This is a genomic window from Paenibacillus amylolyticus, from assembly GCF_003719335.1.
GTDB lineage: Bacteria > Bacillota > Bacilli > Paenibacillales > Paenibacillaceae > Paenibacillus > Paenibacillus amylolyticus_D.
This window is the reverse complement of record NZ_RIAS01000009.1, coordinates 122,603-146,133: the sequence shown is the minus strand read 5'-3', so window position 1 is coordinate 146,133 and position 23,531 is coordinate 122,603. Positions and strand designations below refer to the sequence as shown.

Sequence of the window (23,531 nt, the reverse complement as noted above, 5' to 3'; positions counted from 1 at the left end):
AAAAAAAAGCCCACGGTTCCTGAACGGAACCAAGAGCTTTATGTTTACCCGAACGTATTACAGACCCGCTTGTGCTTTCAACAGTTCTGCTTTGTCCACTTGTTCCCAAGGAACATCGAGATCTGTACGGCCGAAGTGACCGTAAGCAGCTGTTTGTCTGTAGATCGGACGACGCAGATCCAGCATACGGATGATGCCAGCCGGACGAAGGTCGAAGTTGTTGCGCACCAGTTCCACCAGCTTCTCTTCGCTGACTTTGCCTGTTCCGTATGTATCTACGTTAATAGATACCGGATTAGCTACACCAATCGCATAAGCGAGCTGGATTTCCACTTTGTCAGCCAGACCCGCAGCAACCAGGTTCTTTGCTACATAACGAGCCGCGTAAGCTGCAGAACGGTCTACTTTTGTTGGATCTTTACCTGAGAACGCACCACCGCCATGACGTGCATAACCACCATATGTATCAACAATGATTTTACGTCCAGTCAGTCCTGCATCCCCTTGTGGTCCGCCAATAACGAAACGCCCTGTCGGGTTGATAAAGTATTTCGTCTGCTCATCCAGCAACTCTGCTGGAACAACAGGCAGGATTACCTGCTCTTTGATGTCTTTCTGGATTTGTTCCAGTGTTGTTTCTTCAGCGTGCTGCGTGGAAACAACGATTGTATCCACACGTACCGGCTTGTCACCATCATATTCGATCGTCACTTGTGTTTTACCATCTGGACGAAGGTATTCCAGCGTACCGTTCTTGCGCACTTCCGCCAAGCGGCGTGCAATACGGTGAGACAATGCGATTGGCAGTGGCATAAGTTCTGGTGTTTCGTTTGTTGCAAAACCAAACATCAGACCTTGGTCACCTGCACCAATGTTCTCTGTTTCACGCGCCATTTGCTCTGGATCACGATGCTCCAGCGCAGCATTGACACCTTGTGCAATATCAGCGGACTGCTCGTTGAGTGACGTCAGTACCGCACATGTATTATAATCAAAACCGTACTTGGCACGTGTGTACCCAATTTCTTTTACTGTATTCCGTACGATTGCCGGAATGTCCACATATTCAGACGCAGAGCTAATCTCGCCAATAACAAGTACAAGACCTGTTGCTACCGAAACTTCGCACGCTACACGAGCGTTTGGATCGTTCGCAAGAAACGCGTCCAATACGGCGTCGGAGATCTGATCGCAGATTTTATCCGGATGTCCTTCGGTTACAGACTCTGATGTAAATAGATGTCGGCCTTTAATAGACATGAAGTTTCAACCTCCCATAACGATAGTATGGCGATTGCCCGAACAAAACATAACGGCGATTCGTTCACTATACCCTCGAAGAAGCTTACAGTATAATAAGGACACTGATCCGCAATAACGAAGACAAGGATTTTTCAGGTAATTGCCTTAACAAAAAATCAACCTTTCCCTAGTGGAAAAGGTTGCATACCTCAACTGCCATCTTATCGTATTTGTCAAGTGGTGTCAATTCAGGGTACGTTACGTATGAGTTCTAGAGGTGTTGCTGTGCCTGACGAATCAAGCGTTTTGTAATCTCTCCACCGACCGATCCATTCTCCCTGGATGTGAGATGTCCCCAGCCTTTATACTGCCCATATGAATGATCACTCATCGCGCCGAGTTCTCCCCCGAACTCCGTATCTACACCAGTCAGACTCCCACGCCCACCATAACCTACATTCAAACCAAACTCGGCAGCAATTTCGTACTTCATCTGATCGAGCATTTGACGACTTTCCGGTACGACCTTCTTATTATTTCTAGCCATGTTCCTGCACCTCCGTTTGTTGGTTGTCTACAAGTATAGAGTGAGCAGAGACAAGCCCGGCTAGCCGTATTAATGATTGTTAGAACTGGTTAATCTGAGCAATAATAAGTAATGAAAAAGAATAATTCCACATCAAACTGCACAACCTATTTCAACGTATATCCACCACGTACCATGACGGTCAAGCTGTATTTGTTACCATCCAGAACCGTAATGCCACGTCCGTCCCTTGGAAAAGAAAGCAGGTGATTGGTCGGTGCTGCCTGACCATTCGTCAGGTCTACCCCATCCGTCAGATCGGCTACACCATTTGTACCCTCACTGACGATCACAGCTTTACCGCTACGTACAATGAACTCCGCGCCAGATTTGCCGAGCAGCTGTTGACCCGGCTTCACGGTTACAATCTCTACAGCATCAGTTGCACCCGATACCAGCGGCGGTAATCCCTGATTGGTGCTCGATCCGCCTGTGTTGCCTGTTCCTGTCGAGCCATTGTTGCCAGTGGATGTGCCTGGACTTGTACTAGCACCTCCACCCAGCGCCTTCTGAATCTGCTGATCCACATAACTCTTCGTTACCACTGGATCATCTGCCGTTCCCGGCTGACTTGTGCCTGCGCCAATGGCTGTATCATTATATACCGCCCCGACCCACACGCCAACACCAATCGCCAGTGCAGCTAGAGATACTTTCATATAGGGTTTCATCTTTAATTTGTTCCTCCTCTGGTAATCTATTAACTTTAACTATAGAGAAAAAGGTACGATGGGACAAGTAAAACCTCGCTTCCCTGCATGGGTAAGCGAGGTTTCTGTTCTTGAATATCAAAATTGCTCGTTATCAAATCACTTCTTTTGTAACTAGAATACCAGTTTTTATCATTTCAAATCGATCTATTTATAGATCATTCTGACGCATTTGTAGGTTCTTCCTTTGGCAGCTTTGTCAGGTCATATCCGTAGGTTTGCTCCGCGAGACGTAAACGCTGTCCTTGGAACTGATCATCCAGACTCAGACGATATGAACCTCCGCGCAGCTTCTCGAAGAAGCTATCTTCAATACTCCATGTCAGGGTTTGGTTTTTGCCAACTTTAATGTCCGTTCCCAATGTCAATTCTTTCTCATACGATTTACCAGCTTGATCCGTAAGTGTGAGAATTAGTTTATGTTCATTCTCAGCCATCTCTGTCTCTTCGTTACGAGTAAGTGTATAGTTCATTTCAATCTGTACAGACGTACTGCCTGCCAGATAAGCACGCACACTATTCGCTGTCAGATTATACGGGTAGAGATCAATGTTGCTGAGGGAACCTAGTACATTAACAGAGACTGGCGGAACTTCAAATGACATAGCATTAACATAAGCTGATGCTTCTCCTTCACCCGTTACAAATTTACCATCAGCGACTCCTTCACCTACGACCAGCTTCAAGTCAGAGAATGTAATAGATTTCGGTAGTTTGGCCCAGAAGGTTACAATCGACTTCTGCCCAGGTCCAGGCAGACGTTCGGATTGTTTTGCTGTAGCTTTATAGTACTGACCATCTGCTGTTTTATAGTAAGCAACCAGCTTACCAAGGCCACTCTGACGCAATGATTTATTGGTCATCTCAAATTCGGTATACACAATATCCGACGAAGCCCCTGGATAACGGATCGTTCTGCGTGCACCCATCTCCGTTTCTTTATCGCCTGTACCAGATGTGTACGTTTTGCCTTGGGCAACAAAGGATACAGGTTGAATGAGTCCAGAGGTATTCAATGTGATCCATTCATTGGTTTCTTCTTCGCTCACTTTTTCGTTCAGACTGAGTTCCAGACGAGACATCCGTAGATCCGATGGGATTTTAGTTAACAGATAAGCTTCAGTTGTCATACCTGCGCCCAACAGTTTGCCGGATTGCGTGTAAATTAACTTTTTATCTCCATCGATTTGAGCTGAATCGATTGTAAACATTGCCTCCAGTTCAGGAAGTTGTACCGTTTTGGTTGATGCGTTACGGATCGTTACCTTAGCTGCAACAATATCACTATCCAACCATGGCAGACGTTGTAACGAACCGATTGATACGCCAAATGTTCCTTTGTTATTTTTGATGACCGTTTCTGTAGTCAGAGCATCTCCGCTGGATGGTGATTCAGGCAAAGTATAGACCCCAACAGGATAAGAGAAGACCAATCCGTTCGCCGGAGTTGCCGTTGTCGTATCCGTGCCCTCGGTCTTATCCTTAGGGCTCATCACATACAACTTCATCTTGCTCGTGTCTCCATCCCCTTGGAATGTTCCACTCAGCTTAATCGTTTTGATATCGCCTGGGTTCAATTTCAAGTTGTCCAACGCTTTCGTTTCAATTGGATTAACCGTTCCATCTTCAGTACGGATCTCGAATGAATACGTCGGCACTTTTATGACCTTTTTTCCTTCGTTTTTCAGCACCATCTGCATATTTAACGTATATTCCTCATCTTCAATCCGAACTCTGGATGAGGTTAGCAAAGTAGACAGAGGCTGTCCATCAATCGAAATAATATTAGGCTGGTTTGCTACTACATTGACATTGCTTTTACTTGCTTCTGGAAGCTGCATCGCCGCTACAGGAAGCACACTTTTCTCTTCACCCTGTTCCTCTACGAGTAATAACTCGGATTTCTGAAAATTCACGGACGTAGGAAGCGAAGCCATCAGAACAAGAGACTTGTTAGCCTGGGCCTGAATGCTCACTGTTGCACTTTCTTTGTCCGGAGTTAATGGATAGTTCACACCACCCGGTGTACGCATAATCCATTTGATATTTGGATTTTCCAGCAATTTATAACTAATGTTGTTTAAATTCACACCAATTTTCACATACTGATTCTTATCTTCACCTGGATAGACTTTGATGCCAGAGACTTTAACCTTCACCGCAGAGTCACTCAGCCGAACCGTCTTTGGCTTACCCACAGGTGTAGTAATGCTATAGGAGGCAGGCACATTAAACTTTCCCAGTGTTCGCTCATAGTTAGCTTGACTAAAATCCCATTTCACGATGAGGAAGTTCAGATCACTGATCTTCACTTCACGTCCCGCCTTCATGACATAAGTCAGTTCTACCGTGGAACCAGGGGATATCGATTTCTTTTCCTGATCCTTGGCAATCAGTTTAGGGGAAAACACTGTGCCTCCACTTGTCTTTACCTTACTCCAATAATCAATCATCATCAGAGGTTTACTGTCATTATTCTGATACGACAGCGTATATGTCACGACGTTACCATCATCCTGAGCCAGAATGTTCACATCCGTTAATCTTACAGTACTGCGTGCAGTCACTTTAACAGGGGCCAGGTTCCCCAGAGTATGTACAACCTGTTTTTTCGGTGTTGTTGTTTTCTTCGTTGCACTACTACTACTTGCGGCAGATGATTTCGTTGTTGTATTTGCAGCCATCGCTACACCAGCCGTTGAACTGATCAACATCGCACTTGCGAGCAAGCTCACAACCATTTTCTTTTGATCCACTTCCAAACCTCCCATAAGTTGCTTGTTGCTATATAGTATAAACGTTTGAAGAGGAAAGAAAGTTACGATGTTGTTGTGAAATATCAATAACTACCTAAAATAATAAAAAGTGGCCTAGAGAAAAATCTCTAGACCACTCTTCATATTGTGCGATAGATTATTGAGTTCTAACTGCACCTTTAGCTTTGATTACATTACCTTGAGTATCTTGGATATACTTAGCGTTATCTTTGATCTCAATGGAGTAACCAGCTGGGCTACCGTTAGCGTCAACGATTTTCACGATGAAGTAAGGAGCAGCCGGAGTAGTACCTGCTACTGCATCAGTAACATCCACAACTTCATAGTAGAAGTCATTTTGAGTAGACAAAGCTGGTACAACTTTGTTATCAGACAGACGAGTTACAACCAGATCTTGTGCATAAAGATTAACAAGTGCAGCATCTTTTTTCAAGTTCTCTGTAACGTTAACTTTTGCACTGTAAGTTGAACCAGTAACAGTTGTAGCATAAATGTTTTGGTTATCTGCTACTTCAGGTGCAACTTCATCTTTAATGTTGGAGTTGATTGTTACAGCACCAACGAACGTGATTTCGTTTTGAGCAGCACCGATGAATTTAGTATTAGCATCGAATGCAACAGTCAAGCCTGCTGGTGAGTAGATATCACGATCAACTTTGATTGTGATTGTATCTGTATCGTTAGCAACAACATCAGTTACATTGTAACCAGATACTTTTACAGCATCTTTGTTAACAACACGAGATACGGATTGATTCAATTTAACTTTGATATCACGTTTTCCTGTCAGGGAAGCAGTGTTACCGTCAGTGTTGTAATTAACAGTTGCAATGTTAGCATAATCACTCAATACCAACTCTTTGTTGAAGTTAGCAATGTAGTTACCTGCTACATCTTTAACGCCTTGTACTCTGATTTTAGTCAAACGATCTTTAGTAACGTCTTTGTTGCTGATTGTTACTGGCAATTCGATTACAACTGCTTTGCCGTCTTGTGTTACAGACAGATAAGCATCGCTAGGCAGACCAATTTCAGTGCCATCGAATGTCAGAGAGTAATTAGCACGATTCAACAAGGATTCTGGATCCATTTTCTCGTCGAATACGATTACTGCACGACGTGTGTTGTCAGAAACGTTGAAGGATACCGAAGCAACCTTAGGAGCTGTAGTGTCACCTACATTAAATGTAGTGTTGTAATCCAGCATTACGTTACCAAGAACAGTAGCGTCTTTAACTCCAGCAATATTCAAAGTGTTAGTTCCTTCTGGAAGATCCGAGAAGAAGTCAACCAAGAGAATATTTTTAGTTGAAGAATCTTTGAAAGATACGTTAGAGATTTGACGAACTTTACCGTCTTTATCTTTAACAGTGATCAATTTCAAGAAATCTTGATTTGCAAGTGGCTTGCTGAAAGTCAAAGCCAATTGTTTTTTGTTTCCAGTCGTTACACGTGCATCCAGAACTTGTGGACGCTCTGTATCGATTTCAGCTTTAACCAGCTTGGATGTTTGAGTAATTTCGTTACCAGAGAAGTCTTTTACTTTCTCTACGAAAATTGTAGTTTCGTAAGAAGGCAATGCTTTATCAGTATCGAAGTAGAACTCATATTTGTTAGCAGACAATCTTACGATTCTGCTAGGGTTGATTTTGGAATCACCACGTTTGTGATAAACGTTAGCTTTGTCCAGTGTAGAATCATCGATATCCTCACTGAATGTTACAGTCAGTTTTTCCAAAGTTGCAGTAGCTTCTGCGATTGTTGGAGCAGTGTTATCTTCAACAACGGAGAACTTGTGGTCGGATTTCAAAGATTTGAAACCTGCGAAATCTTCAACGCCAGTTACTGTCAGAGTGTGCTCACCAACAGTCAAAGCAGAGCTGGATTTCAGAATAACCTCGCGACCTTCAACATTTGGAGAGCTGTAGAAACCTTGACCATCAACTTGGAAGTTGTTAGTGTAGGATTGTTTTACAGGCTCGCTGAAGATGATTTTGATTGCTTTAGTTCCCAAACCAGTTACACTTACAACTTCAGGAAGCTTGTTGTCTACTGGAGTAAACTCAACATTGCTTGCTTCAATTGTTTTAGTACCAGCTTTAACGCCAGTAACTGTTACAGTGTATTTTTGTTGGTTTCTGAAAGCTTGGTCTTGATCCAAAGTCAATACCACTTGGTTTCCAGAAGCACTTAACACTGCAGATTTAACTGTCAGGTTACCATTCAATCTGTAGTTGTCTTTCAACTCAGAAGTAGACTTATCAACTTTACCGTCGAATGTAAGTGTTACTTCTTTCAAGTTGTCAGCAGTTACGGATTGCAATTTAGTTGCTTCAGTTACTACATAAGTAACTTTCTCAGTGAATTGCTTTTCTTTGTAAGTGAATTTCACTTCAGTTTCTTTGTTAGCTTCGAGAGCTTTATCCAAAGTTACTTTAACGGATTCACCATCACTGATTTTGAAAGTAACAACTTTACCAGCTTCGCTTACTTCGTAAGAAGTAACTTTAATGCTTTGAGCTTGATCCACTGCATAAGCTGCACCTACCAACAATTGGCGGGAAGCGTTAGCTGTGAAGTTAGCGTTAGCATCTACCAGACCAGCGTTGATTGCTGCTTGAACGTCTTTTTTAGCCCATTCTGGAGCGTTGTTGTTTGTTTCAGCTGGAACTTCCAGGTCAAGCGCACGAGTAAGGATAGTCGCCATTTCAGCGATTGTCACTTTACCGTTGAAGTCAAAGATTTTTTTAGTTGTGTCTTTACCTTGCATGATACCCGCAGCAGTTACCGCTTCGATGTAAGGTACAGCCCAGTTTTTAGCTGTGTAGTTTTTGTCTTTGTAAGACAATTGACCAGTTACTTCTTTCAAACCAAGCAATTTAGTGATAACTTTTGCGAATTGACCGCGAGTCATCTCTTGATCCAATCCAGCTGTACCGTTAGGGAAGCCTTCGAAGATACCTTTTGCTTTCAATGCATCAAATTGTTGTTGCGGGGAAACTGCTGTATCACCGAATGCTACAGAAGCAAACATTGAGAATGCCATTGCTGTAGACAATGCTACGGATAAAATTTTCTTCATAACCTTTTTTTCTCCTCCTTGGGTGTTCATAACATTTAAATTTTCTTTAATAGGGTCGCTCGTGTTCCTCATATATTGTTGCACCCCCTTTCCAGAGTTCTGAGCAAGTTAATATAAATGATGTCTGTGAGCATATCACAGAAACTTGTTACCTAGAATAATAATAGAATCACACGTAAATAGAGTAGTTTCCTAATCCTACCTTACGTATTATACAATGGGTCTCTCGTGCCGTAAAGCAATTTTTTCTAATAAATAGACAAGATTCTTCACGAGGTCATTCTTGGTAAGTTCCCCAATGTTTTTGACTCTACATCTTAAACGCAGTAGATTTCAAAAAGTTGCGCATTCTTCAAAAAAAGTTTTGAACTTATTTATGTATTGATGCAATGCGGGTTTCTAGCGCGTTCAAAACCAGTCGTAACGCCACTTTGCTGATTCATTCCTTGCAACATGAAGGAGTCAGAAATGCAATGGACGTTTATTTATACCCTCTATTTTTGACAATGAAGCGACAAATTCCACAAAATTCTAGAGTAAAGGGCTGGTATGACCCAGCCCCTCCTCATCAAACCGTACGTGAGGTTTTCCCTCATACGGCTTTCCGATGTTTTTCATCCATGGGCATGCAAATTACAACATCGTTTTTAATCCATATTAAGCAGCGATATATTTGACCTCTGCTATTGAACCCATCCATTTTCTGCGTTGCCTGTTCTTCGCGTACCATCGGGTTAACCGTTGCAATATATACCAGTCCAGCTTCGCTAATCTTTTCTGGCTGTAATTCGTGTAGTAGTAATTTCTCCATCCTTGGATCTTCGGATTGAGCCATTTCACCTGTTCCTCAAACGATTTGGATCGCATACTTGGCGGGCATAATCGCTCTTTAACCACTCCACGAATACGTTCTTCTGCCTTTTTGCTTAACCATTGTTGCGTGGTGTAATATCCCTTCCCTTGCAACGTTTCTGCTTTTGTTTTTCGGTGGTGCATCCCTAAGAAATCGAATCCTTCCTCTCCTGTCCATAGGCCTACCATGCGGGTTTTAGTCGGGTGCAGGGTGAGTTCCAGACGCTCCATGATTCTGCGTATAAGTTCATACGCATGTTCCGCGTCCTTTTTCGTTTTGCACACCACCACAAAATCATCTGCATACCTTGTCAATTCTCCCACTCCACTTCCGTGTTTCTCCCACAATCGGTCAAGGTAGTTCAAATAGATATTCGCAAGCAGTGGAGAGATGCCCCCCTTGCGGTGTCCCTACATCAGCGCGCCGTACGTTTCCTTCTTCCATGATTCCCGTTCCAAGCCACTTCCGGATTAACTTCAAGATCCTCCGATGACTGATGCGCATCTGCACCAATTTCATCAGCTTCTCTTGATTTATGTTATCGAAGTACCCTTGGATATCGACATCGACTACCCAATTCCCTTTGCGGTTACAGGCTTTCCGTATTCGTTCCAGCGCTCCTTTCGCACTCCGTTTCGGACGAAATCCAAAGGATACATCCTCAAAATCCGCTTCAAAGATGGGCTCAATCACAAGTTTTGTTGCCATCTGGATCACTCGGTCACGCACAGTGGGTATGCCCAGCGGTCTTTGCTTCCCATCTTTCTCTGGGATATAGTGCCGCCGTACAGGCTGCGGATGGTATTTGCCTTCTTTCAACGCTCCTTCACAGTCCTTGAGAAAGGTCTGTTCTCCTTGTTCCTCTATGTCTGCCAGCGTCACCGCATCTACACCTGCCGCTCCTTTGTTCGTTTTCACTCGTCTCCAGGCTTCGTGCAAGATATCCCACCGGTAAACTTTGTCATACAACGCATGGAATTTATGCTTGCTGTTCTTCTTGGCCACATGACCTAGCTTTTCTTGGAGTTGTTGAACTTTTTCCTTTGGTGTTGTTAGCCGTTTGGCACTCACTCACTCGTATTTCCTCCAAAAGCATAAACAAAGCAGGCTCCTTCCCTCCCCAAGGTTATGTTGTCCTTGGGTTCTTCGGTACTATGAGCCCCTCGGACTCCCTTCCCACTGACGGTTCACTTCGTCTTTTTGACTTTTAGAATGTCTCTTTACGAATTCCTAAAAAAAATCCGTGTGGGGGAGGATCTTCCCAGTTCACTGCATCCTCTTTCATTCCATGCTGCTCCCTATACGCCGGAGGATTCTTCGCTGCTGTTCCAAGTTCTTCGCAGCTTCCATGGCCTTCGTCCAATTTTACGAGACTCGGCTTCCTCTTGTCCCTCTTGCGAGGCCTTTTTGACGACGCGGCAAGATTCACTTCATGTTACAGCCTGGACCTGTTGCTCGCCCTGTCTCTGACAGGTACTTTCGTCGATACGCTTTTGCGCACAGATTTCGCCATACGCAAGTATCCTAGCTACGCAGAGGCTTGGCCCCTCCTGCGACCGGACTTTCACCGGCTAGAAGATGCGTGCTTAGCTGGGCACGCCAAAATAAAAAAAGAGAGCCAGTTGGCCCTCTTTCCTGTGTCGTTTTGTAGATTATCGAATTTTCATTGCCAAATCAATAATGTGTGCACGCATTTTTGGATCACTATTTAGTTTCAAATACATGTCATCAATCGCGATACGGTTCTCACGATACGTCTTCTCATGTTTCATTGTTGTATGAGACCATTCGATCAGTTCGTTTTCCGCTAGAACCAGATTATTATACGCATCATGGAAGCCGGTCGTCTGAACAAGCCCTTCCATCACTTCCTGAGATATCTCCTGTGTCTTACGTGTATCTTCCAGTTTTTTCTCCAGAAAGACTGCTTGCTTCTCAAACTGTGTCTTTGCCTTCATGTAGCCCAGTTGGGCCTTAGAATAAATCGGTTTCATAAGCTAACTTCACCCTCTAGATCATTGTGTATTTACCGCTATTGTATCTTAATCTCTAGCAAATTACAAAAATAGTTATTGGTAAAAAACCGTTTCCTTCTATTATAAATGCATTCTATACAATCTCATATTTACCCATAAAAAGAACCTGTCCCTTCTTGTTAAAGGGACAGGTTCTTCCTAAAACATTTCCATATCGGATAAATTAGCTTAGCGTTTTAGGGAAAAGTTTGGTACCTTTCTTGAACAATTCTACAGCAATTTTGCCCGCTTCAGCACGAGTCAGGTTACCTTTCGGATTAAAGAGGAATAACTTGGCATTCCCCTGCACAGGGCTGCCTTCCATGATTTTCGCCTTGGATACAGCCTGCACCGAAGGACGGGCATAGTACTCAATCTGATTAGAATCCTGGAAGGATTTAGACAATGTCCCCGCGAGTTTACTATCATTCGCAGCAAGCTTCATGCTCATCGCTCGTGCGATCATTACTGCCGCTTGCTCACGTGTAATTGGATCTTCCACACCAAAGAATCCATCACTGAGTCCTGTTATGATCCCTGCTTTGGCTGCTGTCTCAATGGAAGCATAATCCCACGTATCGCTTCTGGTTGTTGGCGAAACGTCTGAGAAGGTCTGTGTATTCGAATACTTCAATGGAATATCCAAACCTTTGACCAGCAAGGTAGCAAACTCCCCACGTGTCGTCTGATCATCTGCACCAAACGCGTTAAAGCGCAAATTGTTCATGATGCCTTTGGAATATAGGGCATTTAGAATATTTCTTGCCCACGGGTGATTCGTAATATCCGGGTAGCTCTTACTTTGCTTCATTACTTTGTAATAACCAAACTCGTCGAAAGAAACGGTAACAGTATGTTTCTTGGTATCCACAGCTCCACCAATCGGTTCCCACTGTCCGATATTGCTCTTATCGGAGTAACGGAATACGCTAATGGTCGAACCGACTTCATCTACAATCGATGGATCGTAAGCAAGAGTCAACGTACCTCGGTTAGAAGGTACCAATATCCGTTCTGTCGGGAATTGTGTAAAACTTCCTTCTAGAGAGTATGGTGTTACCCCATTTGTTCCTGGCTTATATCCGCTTGTCCCTTTATCTCCAAGTTCACCAATTCCACCGTTAATCCAGTACGTATCGGATACTGGAACAAAGTTGCTTGTCGTCAGGTTAGAGTTAAACATCTCTGTCAAAATAGTCGGAACTGTGATTGGTGAAAGTCCTCCCGTACTGCGTGGATCTGCCTGTCCAATATTAAAGCCGTAGTCATTTTTCCGTTCCAGTACGCCGTCCTTCGGATCAGCAATACCAAACAAAATTTTGTTGTCCGGGTAGAATTTGATCACACCACTGCTTGATTTGGAAGCGGATTGCAGAATGGTTCCTTTCGGGAACGACAATTCCAGCTTCTTATTAAATGCAGAATATTTGTTAGCCACTTTCGGAGCCATATACTGTGCATCTACTCCAACGGTGCTTGTATAGAACACGTTAACCGTATCGTTAATCTTGCCGCCATCTCGCGTAATCTGGATTTTGATCGCATTGTTCTTATCCGGAGACAATCCTACATAGTCGAGAATAAAACGGTTATCCATATCCGGACGTTTAACAGCCGCTTCCTTACCAATCAATACCTGTGTTGCACCTTCTGCTTCAATATCAAAATGAACATAGTTCTTGTTAACGACAATCTGTTGTCCTACTGTCGCTACAGGAGACAGAATACGATAAGAAGAGGGTTCTCTTACGATCTCCAACCGTTGTGTCGTTCTTGCTCCCGTGCTGTTGATCAGCTCTAATGTGTACACATGACTGCCTGGTGCATCAAAGATATAGTTCCGAACACGGATCATGAATTCATCCTGATTCCCGGCAAAGTCAGCAATATGCCCATCATCGGTTGTCTTATTGGGATCTTGTGTATCTGAGACTGGAATTTGATAGCTGTAGATTTTCTTGGAACCGGAATACAAATTGGCAATCGTTGCTCCACCACCTTTGTAGACCAAGTCGTACCTGTCCTTGCTCGTAACATATTTTCCATCACGAATGATGAAATCTGGTGTAACTTTGAAGATGTTGACCATCTCTTCAGGCGTGTACAGACTCACATCTGGCTTACTGAATTCCACACGACCATCGGTTGGAACAGGTACTGGCATGAATTTATCAATATTGGACACATTGCTGTCTGAAATATAGATTCTTAGTTTTTTCTCAATCACCTTAGTCTTACCTGCACCGTCTTTATCCGTGCCTGTAATGGTGATGGTATTTTCTCCATATACAAGTTCTCCCGTCCCCCCAATAGTCAACGGGAAGGAGAACTTACCGTTGGTACCTGGAAAACCAGCAGGAGTTCTGGCTACACCATTCACAAATAATTGACTTGTGAATGGAGGAGATACAAGTGTGCTGAATCCAACAAACTCACCATTGACCGTTAAGGACTGGGTCGTTTTTGAATTGAATGTGTAGTTCTGTCCATCATACAAGTTGGCTACGTAAATATAGCTTTTGGCAGCATACGATACGGTAACATCGTAATGTGGATCTGGGTTTCCGTAATAGAAACGAATTTTCTGCGTGCCATTGGCCACATTTTTTACCAAGTAGACCGCTTGATTGTTCGATAGACCGGTAGGTACATTCGTTCCCGTTGGTGCCCCTTCAATCGTCAGCTTGGTTGTTCCGGTTGGCAGGTACTCACCTTTTACCATTTCGCCTGCAATAGCTTGGCTAGACTCCACCAAAATATAAAAATCTGCTGTAGCAATCTGTGCATTGTCTAGTGGCACTTTATTGGTTACTGCACCACCACTATAATCTGGAAGATAGTACATATTGGTAATAGCTTTAACACCTGGAGCATAAGTGAATTTCCCTTGATATCCAGAGCTAAATGTACCATGTCCTACAACGGCGTTAACCGATTGATTCTTCAGAATTTCAGTTGGTGTCGTTGTTGATGTTTGTAACGGATACGCATTATCTGTTGTGAATGTAACAATTCGGTATTCAGGAGTTGATCCGTCTGGACCCGGGATAATGGTTTCCGTTGCGTTGCTGAACGTCATCGTTGTTCCGTTGACTGTGAACGATCCTGAATCCTTAAAAGAGCTATTGCTTGCGATATAAGGAAGCACCATCTGAACCTCAAGCTTGGCTTCTATAGCTGCATTCGAGAATGTCGGGATATTGTTCAATAGCGATTTCGTATCTGTAGTCCCACCGCTCGTTAAAGAAACATTGAGCGTAGAGAATGGTTGATCCTTGTCGTAGTAATAAACTGCACGTTCGGTAAGGATAGAATCCGAGCCGTTGGCAATTCTAAATTTTAGATTATTCAAACCAGCAGTTAGTTTTAACTGTGGCGTGAAAAATGTTCCGTTTTGAAGCAAAGACGAATCGAGTTCTTCCCCGCCATTCAAAGAAACGGTTACTTTAATTGCATTTTGTACTTTACCTTGAACAGACACAAACTGTGTATTTACAACCGTCTGTGCACCTTCATTCAGGCCATAGGATGTATTGGAACCTGTGCTTGGGTCCGTAAAGATTTTGAAGTCCTGAATAAAAGGAACCTGATCATATAACACATAAAACGTATCTGAACGCTCTACAGACCCTTGAGTACCAGTGAAGGTAATCCGGTTAAAACCTGGAAACAAGGTAATGTTGTTTGCCGTAAAATTATTATTACCACTTGTACTTGCTGTTACTGCTGTGGTATTGGAACGGGTAGCATCTGGCTCCCATTTCGTTTTATTGCTTGGTAAACTAACCGAGTTAAGCTGTTCGACTTTGACACGCATCGTATCTTTGGATACAAAAGCGTATGCACCTGTTATTGTAATTGTCCCTTGGGTCGTCTGATAAGCTCGATCCCGAGTCAAAAATCTTGCATTCGCTGAGTCTTCAATGTTCAAATCCGCTGTTTGACTAATCGCGGTATTATCTGGTGTAAAGTAGGTAGTCAGTGCGTTGGCAGCCGAAGCAACGGACCCACCGAATAGACCTTGTGGGAACAACGAGAGCACCATGGTGACCAACATGATCCAAATCAACGGCCGTTTCCTTTGTTGCATTACGTATCATCTCTCCTCTTTTTAAGTCAGTTACCAGTATTTATCGGCAAAAAGGTTCCAATTATTTAGTAAAAATCTCAAAAAAAACAAAAAAGCCTTATCCGCAATCGGGATAAGGCAAGGGTCTAATTATAATATTGAAGGATAGCAGGGAAAGAACTGATTTATTTTTAGGATTTCGAACGGGTCTGTGGATTAAGCTTCACGCGCATACGCATCAGGAAGTTGATCACCGGTTTTCTCGTTTTACTTACAAGTCCAATGACCTCCGCCCCTACTTGCAGGAAGAACATCATGATACAAATCACGACGAAGGTTACCCAGTTGGCTTCAAACATCGCTGCCGAAGACTGAATAATGGCCAGTACACCAAAGAACGCTGCAATACCATAGATAATCAGTACTGTCTGACGATGGCTGAAACCAAGTTCACGCAAGCAGTGATGCAGGTGGCCTTTATCCGGTGAGAAGATCGGTTTCCGTTGCACCGCACGGCGAATAATCGCGAACAATGTATCCGAGAGCGGTACACCGATAATAATCAGCGGTGTAATGAAGGACACGACTGCAATCTGTTTAAATCCGAGCATCGAAAGCATCGCAAGAGAGAAACCAAGGAACAGTGAACCGGTATCTCCCATGAATATTTTCGCTGGGTGGAAGTTAAAGAACAGGAATCCGATAATGCTGCCGAGCAACACCAGACACATTAGAGCAATCATCGTATTACCCATCAGGAAAGACATCACCGCGATGGTTCCAATGGCAATCCCTGATACACCGGCAGCCAGACCATCCAGTCCGTCAATCAGATTAATCGCGTTGGTTACACCCACGATCCATAGAATCGTCAGCGGAATAGACACCCACGTTTCGAGTGAAGAATACGCATCCTGAAACGGAATGTTCACGAAGTCTACGCGGATGTTAAATCCAAATACAACGACGGACGCAGCCAAGATCTGTCCAAGCAGTTTCACTTTGGCAGACAATTCAAAACGGTCATCCAGCGCACCAATCAACACAATGATGGAGCCCCCGACCAGAAATGCACTGACAAAACTCATATCGCGAGTTGTAAACCAAGCAGAGACAAACGGAAGCAGTGCAGCAACCGTAATAATAAATGCCAGAAAAATACCCAATCCGCCAAGACGCGGCATAATCCGGGTATGCACTTTGCGCGCATTCGGTGTATCCATTGCACCGATGCGGACTGCGAACTTTTTAACAAGTGGTGTAAGAGCTAAAGCAAGTCCCATTGACACCAGAAATCCAATGATAAAGATCGCTACCATTTGAACATTCGACCCCCAATTATAATACCTTCACAAAATTATAAATCCCCTGTTCTCTTTTTCTATATATGAAGAAACATTGTTTTTCACTTTTGATGAAAATTTATTGTTGATTCTGAGGCAACAGTTACACGGTACGAAGAGTGCAAGGGAAAACCTGTAGAAGCGCAGCGTTCGCAATTATCACCGAATTTCATCCTTAATAAGGATAAATAGAAATTTGGGGATAAGGGCGATCGGAGGGTTCTCTTGCAATCGTAGTATTGAAGTGTAACAGCTCCTTTAGCGGGAGTGCCTAGTGCAACCAAAAAATGTTTTCATTTGAGTGACACACGTATGTGCCGGAATGAATTATACGCTGATCATTTCTGAAAAGCTATCCTCAATTTCTAGCAAAAACAAGCATTTATCTCGTAATTACCTGTTTTTAACGGACTTTTGTCACGTTTTCTTTGTCCCGCATCACTTTCACTGCGAATTTCGGGAGCGCAAGCATCCGTCCAGCCCGGCTAGGTTCACGAAGCAAACGATAGAACCATTCCATTCTTAACTTTTGGAACAGTTTAGGCGCCCGTTTCATTTTGCCTGAGATGATATCAAAGCTGCCTCCAACCCCCATCATGACAGGAACTTGCAGGCTATGCTTATATTTGTGAATCCAAGGTTCTTGGGTGTCCGCTCCGCGAGCAACGAATAACAGATCAGGCGCAGCCTGCCGAATAGAGGTCACCACCTGCTCATCCTCAGCCGAACCGAAGAAACCGTCGCGGTAACCCACAATACGAATAGCCGGATACTGCTGTTGTAACCGAACCGCCGTTTCTTGAATCACCTCGGGGGTCGAACCGAGCAAATACACGCCCCATCGATAGTTTTCTCCAACCCGCAGCAATTCATGTAAAAGTTCAAAGCCCGGCACTCGTTCTGCTACAGGATCACCACAGTAATTAGCAGCCCATACCACGCCGGTTCCGTCCGGAACAATCATCTCCGCATCCTTCATCACCTTCATGATCGCGGGATTCTCTAGCGCAGCCATCACCATAATCGGATTGGCAGTGATAACCTGATGCGGCTGTTTGGACAACACGGCTTCTTCAAGCACCTGCACCGTTTCTTTCATCGTTAGTTTGGAAAAGGGGATACCATAGATGGAAACGGTAGGGATTGATCCGGTCTGACTCATTGTTATCTCATCCTTTGCGGCCTAAATAGGTAATAATTTGCTTGGCAGGCTCTCTGGCCTCCTGCTTCAATACAGTAATACGATCTTCATGTTGCTTCAGCCACTGTGAGCGCTGTTCCAGCAGTCCAGCAACCATCTCTGCAAGCTTATCCCCATCCAGTGAACTGGTATTGCCCGCAGGCTCGCTTTCCAGTCGAAGCAGGAACTGATCGATTTTGGGATCATACGAAATCCCTACTGGCGGAACATACTGCGAAGCGGCATAAATCAAGCTATGCAGACGCATACCGATCATCAGATCACAGCGGCTGACTTCCTCTAGCATTTGTTGAGGATCCGTAAGATCCTCCGTCATGCTAATCTGACTGCCTTTGCTTGTCACATCGCCGATCATTTCCATAATAAAACGGGATGCCTGCACGTCATCGGGCAGATGAAACGGCATAAAGCGCAGATGAACCGCCTTTTTCGCAGCCAGCTTCTTCAATCCAGCCGCGATAGCTGTCAATTCCTTGCGATCCGCTTCCCAGAAACGAACAGACACGCCAATCACTGGCAGTCTGGCATGAGCTTGTTGCTCCCCAGCAGTGGAATTGTCTGCTTCATCCCGTACTGGTGATGCTACATCCGGCAAAGGTAACCCCATCACTGGATCAGGCACGACATGAATCTGATTCCACTTTAGTCCGAGACGACGCAGATAATCTGCGGATTGCTCGTCCCGAACCGATACATAGGTACAGGATTTGAATACCGATTTGATCATCGGGTTAAAGATTTTACGGTGAACAGGGCCAATACCCTGCGCATAAATAAAAGTCGGTTTTTTCAACCACTGAGCGAGCTTGATCACACCCAGATAATAAGGAATGGACTTCAGCCCCGTTGCATCCTGCAGCAGACTTCCGCCGCCACTGATGAGTCCATCACTTTCCTTAAGTGCCTCACGAACTTCCTTCAGCTTCATGCGATGTACAGCACGAACGCCGTACATCGAGGTTGTCCATTCCGGATCAATGGAGAGTACAATCGGTTCAATGATAACATTGGACCGCTGGCTCTCTTCCTGGAGAGCAGTCAGAATGGATTTCAGTACAGCTTCATCTCCACTGTTGCGGAAACCATAGTATCCTGAGATGACTAACTTTTTAGAAGTGGTGACCATTTTTTCCAACATCCTTCCGCGACTTGCCACACACCCACAGCAATGATACCAAAGATCAAGCCAAGTCCGAGTCCCATCACCCCACGAATCAGTGACAGTACAGCTGGTGTATGAATATGCGCAAACGTATCCACCATAGACAATTGACCCATCGTAGCGATGATTAGCGCAAAAATCACTTTACGGTATTTTAAAGCGGCGAACACGCCAACGATAAACAGCGGGTGTCCCAGCACAAATTCTTTGAATCTCGGCCGTACGCCAAACGTATCCTCCAGCGTGGTACGCAGGAACATCTCAAATGGTGTAACGGAACCCGCGTTGCCTGTACGGCTCAAATAATAATATCCAACAGCAGCAGCAACAAGCGCCAATATAACCATCAAAATGTTAATTGGCATACGAAGCATATCTTTCACTTGTTTCACAGAGATTGAACCGGAACCGCGATAGAATACAATATAGATCGCAACCAGACCAATTGGAGCGAAGTGCAGCAGACTGACTCCACGGAACTGGTTAATAACCAAGCTGTACGTAATGCTATTCAATAATGCGATCACAAACGGTACAGCGACGAACGAAATGATCGATGTTCTTACATATAAAACAAGGGTCTGTGCCAGACGGCGACCCGCAGGGGCATCCGGTTGACGCAATTGTGTTGCATTCACTGTACGAACAGCCAGTACCATCGCAATAGTTGGTGCGGCAATGGCCGCCAGCAAGGCAATTCCTTGCTCCAGCAATGTAGGTTTCAACAGGAACAGACCCGCGCTTCCTACTAATCCAAGAAGGAACACCGCAATGGTGAATACCGGTGCAAAATAAGAAACCATCAGTGTAATCAAAGCGATTGCCCCGATAAGAGCGATCAGCTTCGCATACCGTTGAATGGACGAATCTTTCACAGTAAATGCTTCAGCTTGTCCGAGCTCAAAGCCATGTTTGGCCATACGTTCAACGGCATGTCCTGGCTCGCCCAAACTTTTGATCAGATTTTCGATCGGATCTGTGATCTCCGCTTTGGCCGTATTCCGGCTTGGTGAAGCATTCATATAGATCATACGAATATTACGGTCCTTCGTTGCCAGCACAAAACGGTCAGCAATGGTATCTTCTTTTAGATTCGCATCCGAATCGCTTAGTGAGTAGAGACGAGTTACGTTGTAATCAATTTTGTAAGCCAGCGTCTGGAATCCTGCCTGCGGCTTCTTCAGATTTTCGATCGCCGCCAGACCAATATGATGTTTGTTCAGCAGCTGAGCAAACTGATCCAGACTTTTCATCTCTGCATTATCATTGTACCCTTTCACTGCATCCCCATCAAACAGGATACGTGTTACGCCATTCTCTTCGAAGAAGGCGAGCAAACGTTCCATCGATTGTTGGTTATAAGGTACCGTGTCAGAGATACGGGGTAAAATATGAAAACCTTTATCACGCAGCATTTTCACCGCAACCGGGTCAGGCTGCATCGGCTGCATGTTGGCATTCTCCGGCGGTGTCTGCAATATTAAGCCGCTGCGACCTTCATACTCCCACGGTTGAACCGGGATCTGACGCTCAGCGAACGTTTGTTCAATAATAGGGGTATAGGTCTGCGCATTCTCTTCAGATGTGAACAATACATAGGTATAGTTCGCATTCGAAGGAATCACTTCTTTTGTCATATTCGCAAGATCCTGACCTGAGTAAACCATCAAGCGGCGTGTTTTTTTGAGTTCGTCCAGCGTACTTTCAAACACAGCCATCGTTGTCACGCCAGCGTCTTTCAGACGTGTCATTTGTTGATCAATGAAATCTTGCGGGTGAGCCTGGTACGCGGAAATATCCAAGAGTCCTCGGTAGTTGAAGACCAATTCTACTTTGTTCGCAGAAGATTCTGTCTGCACCCGATCACGGATGACCGGAATGGATGCCACCAAACCAATAATAACGATGAGCCACAACCACTTCCGGGAAGCGTTATTCCAATAAAGCCATTTTTGACGCACTACGTGTACCTCCTCAGTTGTTGGAACCAAATGCCCGTTCTGCTCTTAAAATTCTTACGTTCAGCATGTGTTAACACACTCTCTAATATGCCAGCACACTATCCATTTTATTTCAAAGAAAAACCCCTCCGCCAACCAACCTTACGGTGCGGAGAGGCCTTCTGCATCTTTTTCTTACAGTACCATTTGTTTTATTGTGCGTCTACACGCGACATGACTTCCGAAACCAGCCGTTCGATCTGACCCTCTGCATCTTGCAAGCTCTCACCGCGCACAGCAAAGTACACTTTGATCTTCGGCTCTGTACCAGAAGGACGCAGGCAGAACCATGATCCGTCCGCCAAAATAAATTTCAGCACGTTCTCCTTCGGCAGACCGTCCAGGCCCAGGGAGTAGTCCAGCACATCCTGCACAGCAATGCCAGCAACTTCCTTCGGCGGATTAGAACGCCAGTCGGTCATTTTCGCCTGAATCTGCGCGACTCCGTCTTTGCCTTTTAGTGTGCGGGACTCCAGTTTTTCGAGGAAAAATCCGAACTGATTGTACAGCTCCTGCAACACATCGTAGAGTGTTTTGCCTTGACTCTTATAGTAGGCAGCCGCTTCGGCAATCAACATCGAGGCAAGGACAGCGTCCTTGTCACGGGCATAGTTGCCAGAGAGGTAGCCATAACTCTCTTCATATCCGAAGAGGAAGGTATGACTTCCGGTTGCTTCGAACTGGTTCATTTTTTCACCGATATATTTAAAGCCTGTCAGGGTGTTCATCACTTCTGCACCGTAATGCTGAGCGATGACTGCACCCATCTCACTCGTTACAATCGTTTTGATTACTGCACCGTTACTTGGAAGTGTGCCTGTCTCTTGAAGACGACTGAGCAGATAATGTACCATAATGGCACCCGATTGGTTACCAGACAAGACGAAATATTTGCCATCCTTGTCTTTCACGACAGCTCCCATACGGTCCGCATCCGGATCTGTACCGATCAGAATGTCAGCGCCAACGGATTCTCCCAGCTTCATCGCCAGTGTGAATGCTTCACGCTCTTCCGGGTTAGGGGATTTCACTGTAGAGAATTCGGCATCCGGTTGCTCTTGCTCAGCAACGATATACAATTGCTCGAACCCGATCTGCTCCAGTACGCGGCGAACCGGAAGGTTACCTGTACCGTGCAGCGGTGTGTATACAATTTTGAACTCACGGCCGATGCCGGATTGGATCAGTTCACGGCTCAGACTGCGGCTTGCCACCGTATCTGCGAAAGCCTGATCTTCCTGCTCTCCAAGCCAGATCAGCAAACCTTGTGCTTCGGCTTCTTCACGCGTCATTTTTTTCACATCTGCGAGAGAAGGAACCTCTTGAATGTACTGAATCACTTGCTCTGCTTCATGCGGCACCAGTTGTCCGCCCTCATGGTTGTACACTTTGTATCCGTTGTACTCCGGTGGGTTATGACTCGCCGTTACAACGATACCACCTGTAGCTTGCAGATGGCGCACACTAAAGGACAGTTGTGGTGTAGAGCGCAGGGAGGGATACAGCTTGGCTACGATACCATTAGCCGCCAGTACCAGTGCTGCATCCAGCGAGAATTCAGGTGAGAAGTGACGGGAGTCATGTGCGATGACAACAGAAGGTTTGCCTTCCTTGTCTCCATGTTGCTCCAGCAAATAACGGGCAAAGCCTTGTGTCGCACGACCGACCGTATATTTGTTCATCCGGTTGCTACCCGCACCTATAACACCGCGCAATCCGCCTGTACCAAACTCCAGATTTCTGTAGAAACGCTCCTCCAGCTCTTTGGGTTGATCCTTCAGATCACGAAGCTCCTGTTTGGTTGCTTCATCAATAGAAGCATCCTCCAACCATTGTTGCAACGTCTCAGCAGCTGCTGCGCTTAACTGTTCCATATCCAATAAGCCCCTTCCGTCTATATAAAAATTCTAGTGATCAGCATATTCATTCTTATGCCTATGTAATCAGCTTGGGTCTGACAGTGCAAACATGATTTCGCCTTCAGCAACAATTTTGTCGTCCACGCGAGCAGTAGCTTGACCTTTACCAATCGAACCTTTCAGACGTGTAATTTCCACTTCCAGAATCAACGTATCTCCAGGCACAACTTGGCCACGGAACCGGAAATTGTCGAGTCCCGCCAAGAAACCAATTTTGCCTTTGTTCGCTTCTAAATTCAACATAGCTGCTGCGCCAACCTGAGCCAAGGCTTCTGTGATCAATACGCCTGGCATTACCGGATACTCAGGGAAATGTCCGATGAAGAACGGTTCATTAATCGTTACGTTTTTCAAACCAACGGCACGTTTGCCGTCCTCCATCTCCAAAATTCTGTCCACCAACAGGAACGGCGGGCGATGCGGGATAATGGATTGAATTTGTTTGATATCAAGCACAATTTAATCTCCTCTCGGGGTGTTTATACGAAGGCTCTCCATCATAGCGTTTTTATGTGCTCACTTGGGTCGTTCCGGAAAGAGATCGTTCTATGATCGCCATTGTCCCTGAATTT

General features: G+C 44.8%; 14 protein-coding genes and 1 pseudogene. All 15 read right to left on the bottom strand.

The annotated features are described in order from the left end of the window. Positions 1–57 precede the first annotated feature (57 nt). The 15 genes and pseudogenes from metK to fabZ all read right to left on the bottom strand — a co-directional run bounded on the left by metK (position 58) and on the right by fabZ (position 23,415). Positions 58–1,260 (bottom strand): methionine adenosyltransferase, encoded by a 1,203-nt coding sequence (gene metK, locus EC604_RS17205; protein ID WP_123065328.1) that lies wholly within the window; start codon positions 1,258–1,260, stop codon positions 58–60. 253 nt (positions 1,261–1,513) lie between these two features. Beyond that, complete coding sequence (locus tag EC604_RS17200) at positions 1,514–1,789, bottom strand: alpha/beta-type small acid-soluble spore protein (RefSeq protein ID WP_123065327.1); 276 nt, start codon at positions 1,787–1,789, stop codon at positions 1,514–1,516. Positions 1,790–1,935: 146 nt separating this feature from the next. Continuing rightward, the gene (locus tag EC604_RS17195; RefSeq protein WP_123065326.1) at positions 1,936–2,499 is read right to left on the bottom strand and encodes a hypothetical protein; all 564 of its coding nucleotides are present in this window, start codon (positions 2,497–2,499) and stop codon (positions 1,936–1,938) included. 197 nt (positions 2,500–2,696) lie between these two features. Continuing rightward, complete coding sequence (locus EC604_RS17190) at positions 2,697–5,294, bottom strand: hypothetical protein (RefSeq protein ID WP_123065325.1); 2,598 nt, start codon at positions 5,292–5,294, stop codon at positions 2,697–2,699. A gap of 157 nt (positions 5,295–5,451) precedes the next feature. Then, on the bottom strand, positions 5,452–8,469 hold the full coding sequence (locus tag EC604_RS17185) for an S-layer homology domain-containing protein (protein ID WP_123065324.1): 3,018 nt from the start codon (positions 8,467–8,469) through the stop codon (positions 5,452–5,454). 585 nt (positions 8,470–9,054) lie between these two features. Beyond that, on the bottom strand, positions 9,055–9,264 hold the full coding sequence (locus tag EC604_RS30580) for a group II intron maturase-specific domain-containing protein (RefSeq protein WP_240036984.1): 210 nt from the start codon (positions 9,262–9,264) through the stop codon (positions 9,055–9,057). A gap of 183 nt (positions 9,265–9,447) precedes the next feature. Next, positions 9,448–9,967, bottom strand: a pseudogene (locus EC604_RS30575) (reverse transcriptase domain-containing protein); the annotation flags it as partial. A 935-nt stretch (positions 9,968–10,902) separates the two neighbouring features. Next, a complete protein-coding gene (locus EC604_RS17175) occupies positions 10,903–11,244 on the bottom strand; it encodes a hypothetical protein (protein WP_123065323.1) in 342 nt (113 codons plus the stop codon). A 205-nt stretch (positions 11,245–11,449) separates the two neighbouring features. Next, the gene (locus EC604_RS17170; protein ID WP_123065322.1) at positions 11,450–15,355 is read right to left on the bottom strand and encodes an S-layer homology domain-containing protein; all 3,906 of its coding nucleotides are present in this window, start codon (positions 15,353–15,355) and stop codon (positions 11,450–11,452) included. 170 nt (positions 15,356–15,525) lie between these two features. Further along, positions 15,526–16,653, bottom strand: a complete 1,128-nt coding sequence (locus EC604_RS17165; protein WP_123065321.1) for a glycosyltransferase family 4 protein — start codon at positions 16,651–16,653, stop codon at positions 15,526–15,528. 427 nt (positions 16,654–17,080) lie between these two features. Next, positions 17,081–17,839 (bottom strand): WecB/TagA/CpsF family glycosyltransferase, encoded by a 759-nt coding sequence (locus EC604_RS17160; RefSeq protein WP_123065320.1) that lies wholly within the window; start codon positions 17,837–17,839, stop codon positions 17,081–17,083. A 7-nt stretch (positions 17,840–17,846) separates the two neighbouring features. Continuing rightward, complete coding sequence (gene csaB / locus EC604_RS17155; protein ID WP_123065319.1) at positions 17,847–19,004, bottom strand: polysaccharide pyruvyl transferase CsaB; 1,158 nt, start codon at positions 19,002–19,004, stop codon at positions 17,847–17,849. Next, on the bottom strand, positions 18,980–21,001 hold the full coding sequence (locus tag EC604_RS17150; protein WP_123065318.1) for a DUF5693 family protein: 2,022 nt from the start codon (positions 20,999–21,001) through the stop codon (positions 18,980–18,982). The genes csaB and EC604_RS17150 overlap by 25 nt, the downstream gene beginning before the upstream one ends. A 191-nt stretch (positions 21,002–21,192) precedes the next feature. Continuing rightward, entirely contained in the window at positions 21,193–22,914 is a 1,722-nt protein-coding gene (locus EC604_RS17145; protein ID WP_123065317.1) for a phospho-sugar mutase, read from the bottom strand. A 69-nt stretch (positions 22,915–22,983) separates the two neighbouring features. Then, complete coding sequence (fabZ, locus tag EC604_RS17140; protein WP_090922893.1) at positions 22,984–23,415, bottom strand: 3-hydroxyacyl-ACP dehydratase FabZ; 432 nt, start codon at positions 23,413–23,415, stop codon at positions 22,984–22,986. Between the last annotated feature and the right edge of the window lie 116 nt (positions 23,416–23,531).